We start from the raw sequence: 17,777 nt of genomic DNA on the forward strand, positions 1-17,777 counted from the left end.
TCAGTAGGATGATTTACACACCGGAACTTCACGTCCCGGCAGACCGATGGCATCAAAGGACTCTTTGCTCAGACCAAGGGTCTGGGTCACGCCTTCTTTCATCGACACCAGTTTGGTGGCCAATGTGCCGTCATCCTGCTCAAACACTTCCGTCACAAAGTTGGTACCGACAGCTTGCCGGTTGCCATCCAAAGTGATCTTGCCGTTTGGCGCATCAAGTTCGAGACCTGTGAGGCAAGCCCGGAACGCCGCGTGGCCGTCACTCAGATCCCCGCCAACTTCGCCAACACATGTGTGCATCGCTGTTGTGGCGTTGTAATACCCCGTGGCCAAAAGCGAGGGGCTTGGGAACCGCTGATCGGGTTCAAACGTGTCTTGATACTTCTTGACATAGGCCTGCCATGCGGCGTCGTCCCATGTGTCTGCCTGCGGACCGGATGAGGGTACACCAATCAAAGCGTCCTTGGCAGACCCTTTTGAGTTCAACACGGTGCCGTCGACCATGATTGAGCCACCGATCAGGTTCGCGTCCCCACCTGCCTGTTGGTACTGGTTCAGGAAGTTGACCGCATCACCGCCGCCAAGACCGAGATAGATGGCATCCACGTCATCTGGCAAAGCCGCGATGATCGAGCCGAAATCTTTGGTGCCAAGCGGTACCCAAAGACGATCCGTGATTTCACCACCGGCGGCGCAGAACTCCGTCGCAAACCCGAAGACCTGCGTGTAAATGAAGGAATAGTCTTCTCCAACGGTGGCTACTGTTTCATAGCCTTTTTCGTTGAAAACGTAGTCCCCCAGACCGGCAGACCACTGTGAGCCGTCCGTGTTGAACCGGAAGAAATTGTCCGAGGGCGTTACATAAGTGGTTTCCATCGCGCCCGAGATGCCGTTGATAAAGGTCACTTGCGGCTGTGTTTTCGAATAATCCCGGATCGCGATCCCCTCGCTTCCCGAGAGCGGCCCGAGAACAATATCAACACCGTCTTGTTCGACCAGTTTGCGCGCGCCACGCACCGCAGAGTCCGGCGTTGTATCAGTTGAGGTGATGATCAACTCGATTTCGCGCCCCCCGGCTTCATTGCCAAGCGTCGCCAGCGCTGTACGCAAACCGCGAATACCATCTTCGCCAAGGGCCGTGTAAGTCCCTTCAAGCGTTGCCAGAACGCCAACTTTCAGCGGTGCATTATGGCCGTCTGCGTAGGACGCACCGGCGGTCACAGCCATTATTGCGCCCACGGACAAGCTGTTTAAGAACGTCTTTTTCATTGAATCCTCCCTAAGATGAATCCGCTACGCGGCACGCGCAGCAATTCTGAGAACAGCGTCGCAGGCAAATTGACTTATACTGATCTCGCAGAGTGCGGCCGCATATCAATGGGTCTTATTTTTCCAATTTTCGCGTTAGCGCATAGTGCAACACTGCAAAGGTTCTTAGGCGATAAGGGCCTCCCCTGCCAGACGCAACAGATCAGCGCATCACCTGTAACACCCGCATTCAGCTTGTTGGGCTCGGCGTCGCCGCGTTGCTTTTGCTTGCGCATCACGTTGTTGAATTTGCAGCGCGACCGTAACTCCTCACCAGATACCAGCAGATATAGGGGAGCAGCTTCAGCAATGATCTGAGAAAAACTGAACGCATCTCTTAAGGCCATGGAAAAAATGACGCGAGGGGTTGTATGGAATTGACGGATGATGTCCGGTAATTCAATCGGCCTACGCTCGAGAGGTTTGGATGGACGTGAATTCGCATAAAACAGTGTCGGACCGAGATGTGACCGCCGTCGCAGAGTGGGTGGCGGACATCTTGAGAGACCGTATTGTAAAGGGCGTGCTGCCGTCTGGCGCCCGCATCGTGGAACGCAAACTGTCGTCTGAATTGAACGTGTCGCGCACGCCGATACGCGAGGCATTGAAACTGCTGCGCGCCGATAATCTGATCGAGATTTCTCGTCATAAGGGAGCACAGGTGACTGAATACGCCCCGCAGCAGGCGCTTGATATGTTTGACGTCATTGCGTCCTTGGAGAGCCTCGCCGCTGAAAGGTTGGCAAATGTCATCAGCCCTGAGGATTTGCACACATTGGAATCGCTGCATGCACAGATGCTGGCGCACTATGACAAATCAGAGGCAGAGGCCTATTTCGACGTGAATTCTGCCATACACGACGCGATCCTGTCGATGTGTGGAAATCCTGTTCTACAGGAGACTCACGTCAAACTGATGGCGCGCGCACGCCGCGGCCGGTTCATGGCAATCATGGATCCTGATCGGCTGAATGAGGCTGTCAGCGAGCATGAAAAACTGATGGTCGCCCTGCGTCGCCGGGATTCGGAAGCGGCGCGGCAGGTATGGCGCAGTCACTTGCTGAATACCGGCCGCACCGTCGCAACGGTCTTGAGCGCTGAAACCTAACCTGCGGCGCGCGCCCAAAGACCGCTGGCCATATCTTGCGCCGCCCGGATCACCTCAGCCTTGTCCACCCGGGTAGGGTAACGATCCCGAACCCGTCGATAACCGGTCGCAGGTTGGGTGCTAGCGGGTCAAGCAATACGAGATCAGCCAGCACGCCCGATGCGAACGTTCCGGTGCAGTCGTGTCCGCGCAGCGCATGTGCCGCATCTGCGGTTCCCCAGTCGAATGAGGTCTTTGCATCCAGTACAAAATCCATCTTTGCCAATCGGCGCATAGTTGATCATCGCGCGCGCCCGCCCCACCCGCCGGACGTCCGTCTCATCAATAAAAATGCAATGCGCCGTGACCAGATCAGACATCAGCAAGCCGACGTCATCCAGAAACTCTGCAGGCGTCATTCCTTCGCGCGCCTTGACCTGTGCAACTTCCATTGCTGATTGCGCCAGATGGGTATGCGCTTGCTCACCCCTCTGTGATGCGAGATCAGACATCATCTTCAACAGATTACGCGAACAGGTGTCAGGTGCATGGAGCGCTAGAATGGTACTGATCCGCATGTTGTCGGATCTGTCCCAGACCTCGATCAGATCTAGCTCTGTCCGCAGTGTAACACCCCCAGTTAGGGATCATGTTCAAACGTGCCTGAAGCAAGCGCCGCTGTATCGACATCCATTACCCGCCCGCCAATCATTGCCCGGACGCCCAGAGCATCCGCTGCCCGGGCCAAGGCATCAGGCATGCGGTAGTGGTCCACAAACGTCGTTGCCCCGGCGCAAAGCATTTCCATTACCCCAAGTCCGGCCAGTATCTTCGTTTCTTCCTCGCAAAGCGAATGGCCCTGCGGCACTCCGGGCGTGTAAGCTGGCGCAAAGCCAAGGCCCTCCATCATGCCGCGCACACTCATCAACGACGAATAGTTGGGCGTGGTGATCAGCCCCGGCAAACAAAGTGCCCCTTTCTCATCTACAATGGTGTCACCGGGGCCGCGCAGGCTGGCCTATTTTAGCGATAATCCCCTCACAAATGCGCAGAGTGCTTTGAGGAACGAATCCCTGGACCGGACACAGCAGGGATACATTTGCCAAATGGCATGCCATTCCAGTTTCCAAAACGCTTACTCCTTGTGCAAACCACCTCGGCGCTGCAATTTTTCGCACCATTTTTCTGCGTGGAGGTCAAATGCAGGTGTTTCCTTCGCGATGCATTCCCTGAACGAGGCACCCTGTCAAATGGAATGCCATTTAAGTTCGACGCCAGTTCGAACCTCATTTGACGGAGAAAGACAGTTTATGACACATCGAACCCTTGCCGGATTGACGCGCCGTCGCCTTTTGAAAACATCAACTCTTGCGGCCATCGGAACGCTGGCAGCGCCTGCCCTCTTGCGCGCCCAAAGCAGCGAATTGGTTATCGGATGTGCCGGGTCTCATACGGCCTGGATGGAATCCATCGTGATACCGCACATGAAAGAAGCCATCGGCGCGGACATCTTGTTTGAAGGCACCAAATCCTCGGTGAACCTCGAAAAGATGTCCTCCAACAAGGATGCGCCCTATTTGTCGGTGGTGCAAATGGATGACCCTGTAATGATTCAGGCTGTCGAGGCGGATCTTCTGAGCCCGATTACCCCCGACGCGGTCCCCAATATGACGGACCTTCGGGCCGATGCGACGCATATGGAAGGCATGTGGTGCAACTACGTGCAGCCTTGGGCCGGGATTGCCTACAATACCGACAAAGCCGAGGGCGTCCCTTCCTGGACGGCACTTTGGGATCCTGCAAATTCGGGTCAGGTGATCATTCCCTCGCTGCAGAACACTGAGGGTATGTGGACATTGATGTCTGCTGCAATGCTGAGCTCCGGCAAGCCTTTCTCGGAAGCGCAATACGAAACGGATGCCGCATTCGCCAAGCTCGAAGAGCTGAAACCCAACCTGCTGACGGTCTACACGACGATGAGCCAGGCCTTTAACCTGTTGGAACAAGGTGAAATCTCGATGCTCTCGGGTAATTTCTCCTCCTATACCCTGCCCCGCAAAGCCGAAGGCGTCCCCGTTGACCTTGCAGCCCCTGCCGAAGGTATTTTCGCAATGCCATCTGGTATTTGTCTGGTCAAAGGCGGTCCGAACCCGGAACTCGCACAGGCCTATGTCAACGAAATGCTGGGACCGGTGATGCAGGCCGCCATCGCGGATTTTGCCTCCTCCGTACCTGCCAATACGACTGTTACTGCGGGGGCCGTGGTGCCGGAAGGTGTCCCGATCTATGCGCCTGACTGGTCATTTGTAGCGGCCAACCGAGCGGCCTGGATTGATCGGTTCGACAAGCTGATGGCGCTCTGAACGCAATGGCCACCAAGGCGACGGACCAGACCTTGAACGCACGGCATTACCTTGACGTTGTGGGCGTCGCCAAATCGTTCAAGGGCACCGTGGTAATGGATCAAATGGATTTCGCGGTCAACAAAGGCGAACTGGTTTCTCTGCTGGGGCCTTCCGGGTGCGGAAAAACGACGCTTTTGCGGATCATTGCGGGACTGTTAGCTGCCGATACCGGTGATATTGTTTTGGACGGGCGAAACATAACCCGACAGCCGACCCATCGCCGGAATATCTCAGTTGTTTTTCAGAATTACGCCTTGTTTCCGCATCTGACAGTGGCTGAAAACGTTGCTTTCGGGCTGCGGGCACGCGGGATGGCAAAGGCGGACGTGGGCGCGCCGGTTGAAGAAGCGCTTGCGCTTGTCCGGATGGAAGGGTTTGCTGACCGCCCGGTATCAGCGCTTTCTGGAGGCCAACAACAGCGCATCGCCGTTGCACGCGCGCTGGTGGTCTCGCCGGATCTGTTGCTGTTGGATGAGCCGTTTTCCGCGCTTGACCGCAAACTGCGCGAGACGATGCAGATCGAGCTGAAATCCCTGTTACGGGACCGTGGCATAACAGCGGTTTTTGTTACCCACGATCAAGAAGAAGCAATGGGCGTTTCGGATCGGATTGCGGTAATGAATGCAGGCAAAATTGAACAATTTGCAGATCCATCGACACTTTATGCGGCACCCTCCTCTCTCTTTGTAATGGACTTTGTCGGCCTCTCGACACGCCTTGCCGGGCAGGTCACGGCACAAGAAAACGGGCTTGCAACGATAAAGACACGCACCGGGCAGATCCGGGCACGCACCGATTTTGATATTGGCGCAAATGTATGGGTCGGCGTGCGCCCTGAACTTATCACACCCACTGTAACGACGGATATGAACGCGATAAATGTGCAGTTGAGCGATGTCATTTCGCTGGGGTCAAAGACCGTGCTGCATGGCGCGGCGACCTCCGAGGACAGGCTTTTGTGCGAACTGCCCGGTATACGGACCGGTTTTGCGCGCGGCGAAACCGTTCGACTTGGCTGGCCTGTCTCAGACACGCTTGTGCATGCGGTGCCTGGGTGATCGCGCGCACCAACCGTATCGCGCTGCTTGCAGTACCTGGTCTTGCATTTCTGGCGGTCATCTACGCCTTGCCTCTGCTTTTGCTCCTGATCAAAAGCCTCCGGGGCGTGGAGGGCATGACTATTGTCACCTATGTCGAATTCTTCGCCGACAGCTACAACATGACGGTGCTGTGGCGGACGCTGCGCATTGCAACCCTGACGACGCTGCTTGCGCTCATCATTGCCTATCCAACCGCCTTCGCGATGGCCCGGGCCAAAGGCATCTGGCTCACGATGTTTCTGGTGGCTCTGGTCCTGCCCATGTCGCTCGGCGTCATCGTCAAGGCCTTCGCCTGGTCTATCCTGTTTCGCTCTAACGGCTTTCTGAACACCACATTACAAACGCTTGGAATCACTGAAGAACCTGTCCGAATGCTTTTCACGGAAACGGCATTGATCATCGGCGCGGCAAACGTGTTTCTGCCATTCATGGTTTTGCCGATTTATTCGGTTGTGCGCCAGTTAAATGCCTCGCTCCCAGAGGCCGCATCCTCCCTTGGTGCATCACCTTGGTTCCGTTTCACAAGGGTCACGCTGCCGCTCTCTTTGCCGGGCGTGGTAGCGGGGTCAGCCTTTACTTTTTCGCTGGCCATTTCAATGTACGTCATCCCTTCACTCATTGTCGGCGAACGGCAGCAAACCCTGTCGATGTTGATCGCGCGATCCTTCCTGTATCTGCGTAATGAACCGCTTGGATCCACAATTTCAGCCATTTTGCTGGCAATCGCAATCTTCGTCGTTCTCTTTTCAAGCTGGCTTGTGGGCCGTCTGGGGGCGCGGCGATGACCCAGACCGACCGCATCACCATATGCATTGCCTGGATCATAGGCTTTGCCTGCGTCATCTTTCTGATGCTGCCGATTGTGATTACGGTCCTCACGTCGTTTACTTCCTCTGCGGTCTATACATTGCCGCCGCCGGAATGGTCGCTGCGCTGGTATCAATCGCTGGAGCGGCGCAGCGGTTTGTGGGAGTCGGTGCAACTGTCCCTGAACCTTGCATTGGTCTCTACAGCTGTTTCAATCATCCTGGGCACCCTGGCCGCCATCGCCGTGACGCGGGGCGAGTTTCGCGGCAAAGAGGCCATCGCCACGTTTACGGTCTCCCCTCTGATGATGCCCGGGCTCGTTCTGGGGGTCGCCCTCCTGCAGTTTTTTCGTGAAATCGGATTGCGGGATGCTTACTGGTCGCTGCTTTTGGGTCATATCGTCATCACATTGCCATTTGTGATGCGCACTCTTCTGGCATCAATGAGTGCCTTTGATTTCGCACTGATTGATGCAGCGCGCACATTGGGAATGAGCTATCCCCGCGCGATTTTCAGCGTCTTGATCCCCAATCTTGCGCCTGCTTATCTGACCGGCGGGCTCTTTGCGTTTTTGGCCTCAATGGACAACTACCCGATCTCGATCTTTCTGACGGATGCGCGCAACAAGACGCTTCCGATAAAGATGCTGCAATACCTCGAAGAACAACCCGATCCGTCGCTGGCCGCAATTTCCACGGGCCTGATCCTGTTGGCGATTGTGGTACTGGTTGTGGCATCGCGCACTGTCGGGTTGAACCGAATGGTGGATACATGACGGATCAGCGCGATTTCAAAGAGTACTTCAGGGCGGCCCCTGCGCCGAACTGGCCAAATGGGGCGCGACTGGCTGTGTCCTGCGTGCCGAAAGTTGAAAACGGCGCTGTGCTTTCAATCGCAGATGACACCCTGCGCAATGAGAGCAACTATGAGATCCGCGAAGAGGTTTTCGACCACCCCGATCCCTACATGGAAACACATTTTACCCATGGTACCCATCAGGGCTATGGCCGCATCGCAAAAGCCTTTGATCGGTTTGGCGGAACCGCGACTTTCTCGACCTGTGGACACGCTGCTGAGGGGTCGCCTTGGCTGTTGCAGGACGCTGTTGCGCGCGGCCATGTAATGTCCTGTCATAGAGGGCGATGGGAGCGTCAGGCTGAAATGCCGATTGCCGAAGAACAGGCGATGATCGCAAAAACCCACACAGCCATTGCAAGAACCTTTGGCGTGACCCCTGTGGGCTGGCACACGCGTTCGGTGCCGTCCATGAATACCCGCGACTTGCTCTGTGCACACGGCGGTTTCGACTATGACAGCGATGTTTATGACGATGATACCCCGCGGATTCATAACCGGCAGCACGCCATTTTACCCGATGCGTTTGACACCAATGACATGCAGTTTTCGCCTGGCGGCGGGTTTGTTCAGTCGTATGACTTTTCCGACTACGGCATTGGCGCTTTTGAACGGCTTTACGCAGAGGGGTCTGAGACCGCGCGGATGATGTTCACCGGGTTGCACCTGAGATTGATCGGGCGGCCGGTTCAGATTGCCGGGCTGGAAAGTGTCCGCGAGCACATTAGCGCCAAACCTAAGATCTGGAGTGCTCAAATACGCCAGATCCCAGCGTATTGGAGGGCCGCTTCCTCATGAAAATGACGGTCCGAAAACCGACTTTGTCTGATCCGGGCGCCGTTGTGTCTGAAAGGAAAATACCGTGAAAATTCTGCTGCTCAATCCAAACATGACGCAGTCCATGACCGATAACATGGCCGCAATTGCCCGGGCAACGGTCGGAGATTTGGCGCAGATACATCCTGTTACCGCAACGCGCGGCTTTCCTTACATCGCCAGCCGCGCAGAGGCTCAGATCGCCGGGAATATCGTGTTGGAAATGATCGCAGAACATTCAGGCGATGTGGATGCGGTCATCATCGCAGCTTTTGGTGATCCGGGTTTGTCCGGGGCCCGCGATCTTTTTGACATGCCGATTGTCGGCATGGCAGAGGCTGCGATCATGACTGCGGGTTTGCTCGGCGAGACTTTTGCTGTGGTCACCTTCTCACCATTGATGAACCGGTGGTATGCCGATTGCGTGGCGCAAACCGGTCTGGCTTCAAGATTTCGCGGTGTGCACACTCCTGCGCTCAAATCTGTCGACATTGCGGCACTTCAAACTGACATGCGCGACGATCTGATTGATCTGGCAACCAACGCAACAGTGCATGACGGCGCAGACGTGATCATACTCGGTGGCGCGCCACTGGCCGGCATGGCGCCTGAAATCGCGCCAAACGTCCCGGCTCTTGTGATTGATCCGATTGCCGCTGCTACGCTGCAGGCGCTTGCTCTCGCGCGGCTCACCAAACAGGCTGGTTTCGCGCATCGCGCTTGCAAGCCGGATGCCAAGACCTCAGCCGGACTGCCGCACTCGCTCGCGACTGCACTCAATCCGCAGCGCGCATCATGACACATGATCTCATCACGCGCGCCGCGCGCGTCGACACCGGATCGCCGGAAGAGGTCTGCGATATCGGAGTGCGCGAGGGAAAAAATTGCAACCCCAGGACATGGTCTTGGACCAGCGCATCAGGCTATCGACGCTGACGGGCTGATCGCATTGTTCAGTGGTGTCGACAGCCATGTTCATTACGCGCACCCCTCGGGTTCGGGCATCGAAATGCCAGGTGATTTCGACATTGCCAGCCCCGCGGCTTGAGGTGAGAATACAACTGTCACGCCACTCTGTCTGCCAGAGGGTGATGCGACCCCGCGCTAAGCGGAGCAAGCCTAGATCGGCAAAGTGGACGGCCAGTTTTTGTTGATCTTTCCTTTCACCTGATCATCACGTCCACGGACGCGGAAACCTTGTGGCAAGACTTACCCGCGCTATTCCATGCAGGCTACACAAGCTTCACGGTCTCAATGACCTATGCCGGACTGGCCTTTTCTGAACGCGAATTTCTCGATGTCTTGGAGGTGCCGATGCCCATGGAGCCATGGTCATGGTCCACGCCGAAAATGAAGGCGGCATTGAATTTCCGCACGACAAAGCCAAAGCTGCTGGCACCAGCAGTCCAGTGCATCACGCCCGCGCCCGTTCTGTTCAGGTTGGACGGGAAGTAATCCATCACGCCAAACACGGGCCGAAATCGTAGATGTGCCGGTCACTATAGTGTTTTACAACCGGCCATTTTATCAGCCCAAGATTTCTTTGAGCGACGCTGCGGTGGTGGGTATCTTGTGCAATTCCAGGGCGGAGTGCAGATCCACTAGATGACGTCGCATCAGGTCTTCTGCGGCGTTTTCGTCATTCCGGGCGATAGCCTGCACCAGTGCATTATGCGCGTGGCTCTCACAGAGCGCGCTCTCCCGCTTCCAGTAAAGCGCCACAATCAGGGATGACCTTGCAATGAGCGTTTCAATAAAGCTGGCAATGGTCGCCTGCTCTGCAATGCGGGCAATATGCACATGAAGCTGGCCCGACAAGTAAAGCGCGTGGCCCCGATCCCCTTTTGACAGTGCTTCATGTTCCTGCGCGATGTGAGCGTTGAGGGTGGACACATCGTCCGCCGTCGCCTGTTGCGCGGCAGAGCGCGCCATGCGCGGCTCCAGAAGCTCGCGGGCCTCAAAGACTTCAAGCGCTTCTTTCGGCGTTGGCTTGGCCACAAATGCGCCCCGATTGCGGTGTATTTCGACAAGCTGCCGGTGAGCCAGAGTTTGCAGGGCTGTGCGTATGATCGTGCGCGACACGCCATATATCTCTGCCAGTTCGTCTTCGCCCAATTTGGTGCCGGGCAGCAGACGATGTTCATGAATTGCCCGGGACAAATACACAGAGACCAGCGCACCTGAGGGTGGCTTATCCTGTTTTGAAAACGCAACGTTGGCGGGCTCAATCATCTGGATGTCCTTTGGGTCCCCTGATGCCAACAAAACAATAAACGAACAAGAGCCGCTTGAATTGGATGCAAAAGCATGCTCAGGTTGTATACAATAATACGCCTAATTATTGAGCATATACCCCTCTTGGTGGCTAATTTACGTGCACACAAAGGGTTCGCTCTCTTTTTTGGCGGCGTTGGTCTTTCCGACTCAAGGCGCAAACGCCTTGCTGACGCCATCTGAGGGGAAGAATATTCGTGTCAAAGGACGATCTGGAACTGGTATCACTGACAAAACGGTATGGAAATACCGTAGCGGTGAACACCATCAACCACCACTTCAAGGCCTCAAGCTATACTTGCCTGCTTGGGCCTTCCGGATGCGGCAAGTCATCGACGCTGCGCATGATTGCTGGGCATGAGACTGTCAGCGATGGCTCTATTCTGCTGGGCGGACGTGACATATCGGAATTGGCCCCGGCCAAACGCGGTACCGCGATGATGTTCCAGAACTATGCTCTGTTTCCGCATCTGAATGTTTTGGACAATGTGGCATTCAGCTTGAAAATGAAGGGCGTCGACAAGGGCGAGCGGCATGGCAAGGCCGCTGAGATGCTGGAATTGGTGGATTTGACTTCTTTGGCTGATCGATTGCCCGCGCAGCTGTCCGGCGGGCAACAACAACGCGTGGCACTGGCCCGCGCTCTGATCACCCGGCCGCAGGTTTTACTGCTTGACGAACCGCTCTCCGCGCTGGATCCGTTTCTGCGCATTCGGATGCGTAGCGAATTGCGCAAACTGCAAAACGAGCTGGGTATCAGCTTCCTGCATGTGACCCACGGGCAGGACGAGGCCCTCGCGCTTGCTGATGAGATTGTGGTGATGAACGATGCGGTGATTGAACAGGCCGGGCCCGCGCGCGAAGTGTTCAACGCTCCAAAAACGAAATTCGTGGCGCAATTCATGGGCGGACACAATGTAATCGCCCTGCCCGAGGGTCACGTGGCCATCCGCACAGACGCCGTTTCAACCACGACCGTCAAGGAGGGTCGACTTGAAGCCAGCGTTCTGTCCATCGAATATCAGGGGACGCATGTCACCATCCTGACAAAAATCGCAGGGGATCAGGAAGTCACGGCTTTGATGCCCGATGGTGCGTTCTTTGCAAATCCGCACAATCCTGGGGACCAGATTGGTCTGAACTGGGACCAAAAGGATCAACATCAACTGACCGCGTGAACCGCGGCACTCACGACTGACAAGGAGAGACGAATGACACGATACACAAAACGAAATGGCCTGAGCCGACGCACATTGCTGAAAACAGGTGTGGCTACTGCGGCGGGAACACTGGCGGCACCGATGGTTTGGGCGCAATCCAACGTCGTTCTGCGCCAGGCCGGTACAGGCGTTTCCGCATTTAACGAAATCGCGGAAAAGGCCTTTGACGATCTGGGCATCACCATGGAAATGACCGCGCTGGATTCCGACAGCGTGACACAGCGTGTGGCGACCCAGCCAGACAGCTTTGACATCGCAGATATCGAGTACTGGATTTGTAAAAAGGTCTGGCCAACAGGCAATTTGCAAGCGATGGACACATCCAAAATCGCCAATTACGACAAGATTGCCGGGACGTTCCGGTCCGGGAAGCTGACACCAACAAGCGAGATCGCCCAAGGCACAGCGCCCCATACCGTGGGTTTTGTGGAAGGCAAAGACGGCAAATCCTTTGTGGACAATGAATCCGGTTGGATGACCCTGATCCCGACGATCTACAACGCTGACACGCTGGGCATTCGTCCCGACCTGATTGGTCGTCCGATCAGCAACTGGTCTGAACTGCTGAACCCTGAGTTCAAAGGCAAAGCCTCCATCCTCGACATTTCTTCCATTGGAATCATGGACATGGCGATGGTTGTTGAATCGATGGGTGAATATAAGTACCCCGACAAAGGCAACATGACCAAAGAGGAAATCGACCTGACGCTGGGCATCTTTACCGAAGCCAAGAAAAACGGTCAGTTCCGCGCGTTCTGGAAATCATTCGATGAAAGCGTCAACCTGATGGCCTCGGGTGAAGTCGTGATCCAATCCATGTGGTCCCCGGCCATCACGGCTGTACGTTCACAAGGCATTCCGTGCGTCTATCAGCCTCTTGAAGAGGGGTATCGCTCCTGGGGCGGCGGCATGGGTCTGGCGGCGAGCCTGGAAGGCGCGAAACTGGATGCAGCCTATGAATACATCAACTGGTATCTCAGTGGTTGGGTTGGCGGCTTCCTGATGCGTCAGGGTTATTACTCCGCTGTTCCGGAAACCTCCAAATTGTTCATGTCCGATGACGAATGGGGCTTCTGGTATGAAGGCAAGGAATCGCAGGGCGATATCGTCAGCCCAAGCGGTGCCGTGCTTGAAGGTCCGGGCGCTGTGCGTGATGGCGGATCGTTCATCGACCGCATGGGGGCTGTTGCCTGCTGGAATTCCGTCATGGATGAAAACCAGTACATGGTGCGCAAATGGAATGAATTCATCGCGGCCTGATGCGATTTTTGGGGGCGCGGACATGCGCCCCCTACCTGCCCTTTATTACGGCACTCAAATATGCAAAAAATATTTAAAAGCAATGCTGTAACCGGCTGGTTGATGGTTTCGCCGCTGGCAATTGTATTGTTTTTCTTTCTGGTTCTGCCGATCGCCATGATCACAATCGTCAGTTTCTGGCAGGCCACCGAATTTTCGATTATCCCGGCATTCCAGTTTGACAACTACGAATTCCTGTTTGGATCGCCCGTCACGTACACAGTCTTCGTCAACACGTTCAAATACGCCATCCTGACGTGGATATTCACCTTCCTCATCGGCTTTACCGTGGCCTATTATCTGGCCTTTCACATCCGAAGCCTGACCTGGCAAATTGCGCTGTTTTTGCTCTGCACCATCCCGTTCTGGACTTCCAACATCATCCGCATGATCTCATGGATTCCGTTTCTTGGGCGTAATGGCATTGCCAACTCGACGCTGATGTCCTGGGGCGTCATTGATGAACCTGTGGAATGGCTGTTGTTCAGCGACTTTTCCGTCGTGCTGGCTTTCGTGCATATCTACACGCTGTTCATGGTCGTCCCGATTTTCAACACGATGATGCGGATCGACAAATCTTTGATCGAGGCCGCACGTGATGGCGGCGCAAATGGCGCGCAGATCCTTTGGAACGTCATTTTGCCACTGACAAAACCCGGTATCATGATCGGTACGATTTTTGTGGTCACCCTGGTGATGGGGGACTTCTTCACCGTCCGGATCATGTCCGGCAGTCAATCCGCCAATGTCGGACGTTTGATTTCCAACGATATCTCACTGCTGCAATACCCTTCCGCCTCAGCCACAGCGATTATCTTGTTGCTGACGGTTTTGATCGTGATCGGTATCCTGCTGCGCTTTGTCGATATTCGAAAGGAGCTATGAAGTGGAACCGCGCTCCCGCTCCTTCTACGTGTTGACAGCATTTTTTGTGCTGTTCATCCTGTTCCTCTACGGCCCCACGCTCACCATCGGCATCCTGTCGTTTCAGGGTCCGGGCGGCGGGCTGACCTTCCCGATGCGCGGCGTGTCGCTCTATTGGTTCTACGATCTGTTCGAACAGCAGGCGGTTGGCGACATCTGGGGCAGTTTCCGCCGCAGCCTCGTTCTGGGCCTTATGGTCATGGTTACCACAATTGTGGTTTCGGTGATGGGCGGCCTTGCGTTTCGAAAAAGATTCCCTGGCTCGGCCATCCTGTTCTATCTGATTGTCACTGCTCTTGTGATCCCTTCGATTCTGATTTCCCTGGGCGTGGGTTTGCTGTTCAGTCAGGCCGGGATCAACGTGCATTGGGCAACATCGGGGTATGGTGCGCAACTGACGTGGACCCTGCCCTTTGGTTTGTTGATCATGTTTGCCGTCTTCAACCGATTTGACAAAAGCTTTGAAGAGGCCGCTCGCGATCAGGGGGCCAGCTCCTGGCAAACCGTCCGCTATGTGGTACTCCCGATTATCGCGCCATCGCTGATCGGTGTGGCGCTGTTCGGCTTCACCCTGAGCTATGATGAATTCGCGCGCACCTTGCTGACCTCAGGTAGCAAGAACACCCTGCCGCTTGAGATATATGGCATGACCACCAATGTCACCTCGCCGGTTCTTTACGCTCTCGGCACGCTCACAACGGTGTTTTCACTGATTATCATCGGATTGTTTCTTGGGATTGCCGTCTGGGCCAACCGCCGCCGCGCCAATAAGGGAAATGATGCAGGCAAAGGGATGGTATGATTGTCATCATCAATCCGAATTCGACGGTGTCCATGACGCAATCCATGTTGGCGACAGCACAGACCGCTTGTCCCGACGCGCGGATCGAAGCATGGACCTCGCATGACGGTCCGCCCGCGATCCAGGGTCCCGAAGACGGCGAGGCTTGCATACCGCCTCTGTTGAAACTCGTCTCAAAAGCCTCCGCACAAGGGGCGCGGGCTATAATCATAGGATGTTTTGACGATACGGGGCTGGCTGAGGCGCGCGAGGTAGCCGCCTGCCCCGTGATCGGCATTGGACAGGCGGCCTATCATCTTGCAGCACTTGCTGGACCACGCTTTTCGGTTGTCACCACATTGTCGGTTTCCACGCCCATCCTTGAGGACAACATCGAAAACTATGGTCTGGCGGGTCATCTTGGACGTGTGCGCGCCTCTGGTGTGCCGGTTTTAAAACTTGAAACGGATGTAGACGCCTCAGCACATCAGGTCTTGCAGGAGATCACCCGCGCGCAAAATGAGGACGATGTGCAATCGGTCGTCCTTGGATGCGCAGGCATGTCACATATCCCGGCCCGCGCCGGGCCGGAGGTTACCGTGCGCTTGATTGATGGGGTCAAGGCTGCGGTGCAGATGGGGGAATTACTATGAGCGATGAAGTTATTGCGCAGGCTTGTGCCGTGGTTGAAGCCTATCTGGAACGCTCCATGGTGCCCGACCCCGAAGGTGCCGCCGCTTTTGTCGCAAACGATCTGAAAATCACTTTTACCGGCGGGCGCGCCTTCACCGCCCCGGCAGATACCGCTGCTTTTAATGCCAAAAGGTATCAATGGGTCAAAAAACGCCTTGGGACGACCCATGCCGCATTGGATCCTGAGACGGGCGATGTTCATGTCTACAACAGTGGCCACCTATACGGCGCCTGGCCGGATGGCACGCCGTTTGATGGCAATCGATACATCGACACTTTTGTGATCCGCGGCGGGCTCATCGTCGAGACACAGGTCTGGAATGACAGTGCCGAATGGCTGCTGGATCGAGCCGGGCTGGGTGAGGCCCCGCTGTGACACTGGCCGGGCATAACCGTTATGATTATGCGCCCATCACAGCGCGCCCTGCTTTCAAATGGCCCGAAGGCAAAGGGCTTGGCGTCTATCTCGGGATTAATCTGGAGCATTTTGCCTTTGGCGAAGGGCTTGGCGCAGAACTGGCCCCCGGTGGGCCACAGCCGGATGTACTGAATTATGCCTGGCGCGATTATGGCAATCGGGTTGGGGCATGGCGGATGCTGGAGATGCTGGACCACTTCGACCTACCCGCCACCGTGCTGATCAACTCTGCCATGTATGACTACGCCCCGGAACTGGTCTCGGCCCACAGTGCGCGAGGGGATGAAATCGCAGGCCACGGGATTACCAACTCCGAGCGTCAAAGCACAATGACGGAGTCTGAGGAGGCCGCGTTGATCGCGCGGGCGACAGCGGCCATTATCCAGTCCGAAAAACGCGCGCCCACAGGCTGGCTCAGTCCCTGGATCGCCGAAAGCCTCACCACGCCGGACCTGCTGCAGGAAGCCGGATACAGCTATACCATGAACTGGTGCATGGATGATCAGCCGGTTTGGATGCGGACGCGAAGCGGGGCGCTTTTGTCGGTGCCCTATCCGCAGGAAGTCAATGACATCCCCGCCATAGTCGCGCGCAAAGAGACTACGTCGGCTTTTGGTGATCTGATCATCGACACGTTCGATGAGATGTTGGAACAATCGCGCCAGCAGCCTTTGGTCATGGGAATCGCGCTGCACCCCTATATCGTTGGGCAGCCCGCGCGCCTGCGCCATCTGCGCCGCGCACTGAGCCATATTTGTGAGCACCGCAAGGACATCTGGCTCACCACCGCCGGAGCCATTGCAGAGAGTTATGCCGCGCAAATCCCCCCACCGGATCGGAGAACCCATGACCCGTAAACTGATCACCGCCGCCGCCCAGATGGGGCCTATCGCCAAGTCCGAGACCCGCGCAGATGCCGTTGCGCGACTGCTGGAGATGATGCGCGAGTCCAAGGCCCGCGGCTGTGAGCTGGTTGTATTTACCGAACTGGCGCTCACCACGTTTTTCCCGCGCTGGATGATAGAGGACGACGCCGAACTCGACAGCTATTATGAAACCGATATGCCCAGTGCAACAACGCAACCGCTCTTTGATGAGGCCAAGAAGCTTGGGATCGGGTTTTACCTCGGATACGCTGAATTGACTGTAATCAATGGTGTGAAACGGCGTTTCAATACCTCGATCCTTGTGGACCAGAACGCTCAGATCATCAGCACCTATCGTAAGGTGCATCTACCCGGTCACAGCGAACCCCAGCCCGGGCGTGATTTTCAACACCTTGAAAAGCGGTATTTTGAGCCGGGCGATCTGGGTTTTCCTGTGGTCAAAGGGTTTGGTGGCAATATGGGCATGGCGATCTGCAATGACCGACGCTGGCCCGAAACCTATCGCGTGATGGGGTTGCAGGACGTTGAGATGGTTATGCTTGGGTACAACACGCCCTTTGGGCATGTGGGCGAACAGGCAATGGACAGCCTGACCCTTTTTCACAACCACCTATCGATGCAGGCCGGGGCTTACCAGAATGCGACATGGGTCGTAGGAACAGCTAAATGTGGCGAAGAAGAAGGCTCCAAAATGGGCGGGCAAAGCGTGATCATCGCGCCATCGGGTGAGATCGTCGCGCAGGCGGTCACGGTCGAGGACGAAGTGATAACCGCCGCGTGTGATCTGGATATGGGCAAACGTTACAAGGAAACCGTGTTTGATTTCGCGGCCCATCGCCGCCCCGAACACTATGGTATCATCGTGGAACGGACCGGGGCAGTCGCGCCGAAATAGAGGGGGGA

The 17,777-nt window shown here is 55.9% G+C and carries 20 protein-coding genes; 15 read left to right on the plus strand and 5 right to left on the minus strand.

Annotated features, from left to right (window positions below):
* Positions 1-1,269, minus strand: coding sequence for an ABC transporter substrate-binding protein (locus tag R8G34_01290; protein ID MDW3221518.1), 1,269 nt, complete (start codon positions 1,267-1,269; stop codon positions 1-3).
* Positions 1,270-1,735: 466 nt separating this feature from the next.
* Between R8G34_01290 and R8G34_01295 the strand changes: the two genes are divergently transcribed.
* Entirely contained in the window at positions 1,736-2,416 is a 681-nt protein-coding gene (locus R8G34_01295; protein ID MDW3221519.1) for a GntR family transcriptional regulator, read from the plus strand.
* 143 nt (positions 2,417-2,559) lie between these two features.
* On the opposite strand, the gene R8G34_01300 is transcribed toward R8G34_01295, so the two are convergent.
* Positions 2,560-2,973, minus strand: coding sequence for an amidohydrolase family protein (locus tag R8G34_01300; GenBank protein MDW3221520.1), 414 nt, complete (start codon positions 2,971-2,973; stop codon positions 2,560-2,562).
* 62 nt (positions 2,974-3,035) lie between these two features.
* Complete coding sequence (locus tag R8G34_01305) at positions 3,036-3,359, minus strand: hypothetical protein (protein ID MDW3221521.1); 324 nt, start codon at positions 3,357-3,359, stop codon at positions 3,036-3,038.
* A gap of 346 nt (positions 3,360-3,705) precedes the next feature.
* Here R8G34_01305 and R8G34_01310 point away from each other — a divergent pair, with 346 nt between their 5' ends.
* From R8G34_01310 to R8G34_01335, 6 genes are all read left to right on the plus strand, one after another.
* Positions 3,706-4,758 carry an extracellular solute-binding protein gene (locus R8G34_01310; GenBank protein MDW3221522.1) on the plus strand — a complete coding sequence of 351 codons (1,053 nt, stop codon included), beginning with the start codon at positions 3,706-3,708 and terminating at the stop codon, positions 4,756-4,758.
* A 5-nt stretch (positions 4,759-4,763) separates the two neighbouring features.
* On the plus strand, positions 4,764-5,858 hold the full coding sequence (locus R8G34_01315) for an ABC transporter ATP-binding protein (protein MDW3221523.1): 1,095 nt from the start codon (positions 4,764-4,766) through the stop codon (positions 5,856-5,858).
* Positions 5,855-6,685, plus strand: a complete 831-nt coding sequence (locus tag R8G34_01320; GenBank protein MDW3221524.1) for an ABC transporter permease — start codon at positions 5,855-5,857, stop codon at positions 6,683-6,685. The genes R8G34_01315 and R8G34_01320 overlap by 4 nt, the downstream gene beginning before the upstream one ends.
* Positions 6,682-7,482 (plus strand): ABC transporter permease, encoded by an 801-nt coding sequence (locus tag R8G34_01325; GenBank protein ID MDW3221525.1) that lies wholly within the window; start codon positions 6,682-6,684, stop codon positions 7,480-7,482. The genes R8G34_01320 and R8G34_01325 overlap by 4 nt, the downstream gene beginning before the upstream one ends.
* The gene (locus R8G34_01330; protein ID MDW3221526.1) at positions 7,479-8,360 is read left to right on the plus strand and encodes a polysaccharide deacetylase family protein; all 882 of its coding nucleotides are present in this window, start codon (positions 7,479-7,481) and stop codon (positions 8,358-8,360) included. Before R8G34_01325 ends, R8G34_01330 begins: the two co-directional genes overlap by 4 nt.
* 64 nt (positions 8,361-8,424) lie before the next feature.
* Positions 8,425-9,177 (plus strand): aspartate/glutamate racemase family protein, encoded by a 753-nt coding sequence (locus R8G34_01335; GenBank protein MDW3221527.1) that lies wholly within the window; start codon positions 8,425-8,427, stop codon positions 9,175-9,177.
* Between the two features lie 460 nt (positions 9,178-9,637).
* Here R8G34_01335 and R8G34_01340 read toward each other — a convergent pair whose 3' ends face one another.
* Both R8G34_01340 and R8G34_01345 read right to left on the minus strand, forming a co-directional pair.
* Complete coding sequence (locus R8G34_01340) at positions 9,638-9,838, minus strand: hypothetical protein (protein ID MDW3221528.1); 201 nt, start codon at positions 9,836-9,838, stop codon at positions 9,638-9,640.
* Between the two features lie 67 nt (positions 9,839-9,905).
* A complete protein-coding gene (locus R8G34_01345) occupies positions 9,906-10,610 on the minus strand; it encodes a GntR family transcriptional regulator (protein ID MDW3221529.1) in 705 nt (234 codons plus the stop codon).
* Between the two features lie 233 nt (positions 10,611-10,843).
* Between R8G34_01345 and R8G34_01350 the strand changes: the two genes are divergently transcribed.
* Genes R8G34_01350 through R8G34_01385 form a run of 8 tightly spaced genes read left to right on the plus strand, consistent with a single transcriptional unit; the run spans position 10,844 to position 17,769 of the window.
* Positions 10,844-11,830: an ABC transporter ATP-binding protein gene (locus R8G34_01350; GenBank protein ID MDW3221530.1), complete on the plus strand. Its 987-nt coding sequence runs from the start codon at positions 10,844-10,846 to the stop codon at positions 11,828-11,830.
* Positions 11,831-11,863: 33 nt separating this feature from the next.
* On the plus strand, positions 11,864-13,132 hold the full coding sequence (locus R8G34_01355; GenBank protein MDW3221531.1) for a PotD/PotF family extracellular solute-binding protein: 1,269 nt from the start codon (positions 11,864-11,866) through the stop codon (positions 13,130-13,132).
* 60 nt (positions 13,133-13,192) lie between these two features.
* Positions 13,193-14,056 (plus strand): ABC transporter permease, encoded by an 864-nt coding sequence (locus R8G34_01360; protein ID MDW3221532.1) that lies wholly within the window; start codon positions 13,193-13,195, stop codon positions 14,054-14,056.
* 1 nt (position 14,057) lies between these two features.
* Positions 14,058-14,897: an ABC transporter permease gene (locus tag R8G34_01365; GenBank protein ID MDW3221533.1), complete on the plus strand. Its 840-nt coding sequence runs from the start codon at positions 14,058-14,060 to the stop codon at positions 14,895-14,897.
* Positions 14,894-15,529, plus strand: a complete 636-nt coding sequence (locus R8G34_01370) for an aspartate/glutamate racemase family protein (protein ID MDW3221534.1) — start codon at positions 14,894-14,896, stop codon at positions 15,527-15,529. Before R8G34_01365 ends, R8G34_01370 begins: the two co-directional genes overlap by 4 nt.
* Entirely contained in the window at positions 15,526-15,945 is a 420-nt protein-coding gene (locus tag R8G34_01375; GenBank protein MDW3221535.1) for a nuclear transport factor 2 family protein, read from the plus strand. Before R8G34_01370 ends, R8G34_01375 begins: the two co-directional genes overlap by 4 nt.
* Positions 15,942-16,844: a polysaccharide deacetylase family protein gene (locus R8G34_01380; GenBank protein MDW3221536.1), complete on the plus strand. Its 903-nt coding sequence runs from the start codon at positions 15,942-15,944 to the stop codon at positions 16,842-16,844. Before R8G34_01375 ends, R8G34_01380 begins: the two co-directional genes overlap by 4 nt.
* Positions 16,834-17,769 carry an N-carbamoyl-D-amino-acid hydrolase gene (locus tag R8G34_01385; GenBank protein ID MDW3221537.1) on the plus strand — a complete coding sequence of 312 codons (936 nt, stop codon included), beginning with the start codon at positions 16,834-16,836 and terminating at the stop codon, positions 17,767-17,769. The genes R8G34_01380 and R8G34_01385 overlap by 11 nt, the downstream gene beginning before the upstream one ends.
* Positions 17,770-17,777: the final 8 nt, after the last annotated feature.

Source organism: Paracoccaceae bacterium, assembly GCA_033344815.1.
Taxonomy (GTDB): domain Bacteria; phylum Pseudomonadota; class Alphaproteobacteria; order Rhodobacterales; family Rhodobacteraceae; genus Roseobacter.

Coding starts and splice junctions, on each gene's coding strand:
- R8G34_01290 (MDW3221518.1), bottom strand. CDS start 1,269: ATGAAAAAGACGTTCTTAAACAGCTTGTCCGTGGGCGCAATAATGGCT.
- R8G34_01355 (MDW3221531.1), top strand. CDS start 11,864: ATGACACGATACACAAAACGAAATGGCCTGAGCCGACGCACATTGCTG.
- R8G34_01340 (MDW3221528.1), bottom strand. CDS start 9,838: ATGGATTACTTCCCGTCCAACCTGAACAGAACGGGCGCGGGCGTGATG.
- R8G34_01375 (MDW3221535.1), top strand. CDS start 15,526: ATGAGCGATGAAGTTATTGCGCAGGCTTGTGCCGTGGTTGAAGCCTAT.
- R8G34_01315 (MDW3221523.1), top strand. CDS start 4,764: ATGGCCACCAAGGCGACGGACCAGACCTTGAACGCACGGCATTACCTT.
- R8G34_01345 (MDW3221529.1), bottom strand. CDS start 10,610: ATGATTGAGCCCGCCAACGTTGCGTTTTCAAAACAGGATAAGCCACCC.
- R8G34_01385 (MDW3221537.1), top strand. CDS start 16,834: ATGACCCGTAAACTGATCACCGCCGCCGCCCAGATGGGGCCTATCGCC.
- R8G34_01325 (MDW3221525.1), top strand. CDS start 6,682: ATGACCCAGACCGACCGCATCACCATATGCATTGCCTGGATCATAGGC.
- R8G34_01370 (MDW3221534.1), top strand. CDS start 14,894: ATGATTGTCATCATCAATCCGAATTCGACGGTGTCCATGACGCAATCC.
- R8G34_01300 (MDW3221520.1), bottom strand. CDS start 2,973: ATGCGGATCAGTACCATTCTAGCGCTCCATGCACCTGACACCTGTTCG.
- R8G34_01295 (MDW3221519.1), top strand. CDS start 1,736: ATGGACGTGAATTCGCATAAAACAGTGTCGGACCGAGATGTGACCGCC.
- R8G34_01310 (MDW3221522.1), top strand. CDS start 3,706: ATGACACATCGAACCCTTGCCGGATTGACGCGCCGTCGCCTTTTGAAA.
- R8G34_01330 (MDW3221526.1), top strand. CDS start 7,479: ATGACGGATCAGCGCGATTTCAAAGAGTACTTCAGGGCGGCCCCTGCG.
- R8G34_01360 (MDW3221532.1), top strand. CDS start 13,193: ATGCAAAAAATATTTAAAAGCAATGCTGTAACCGGCTGGTTGATGGTT.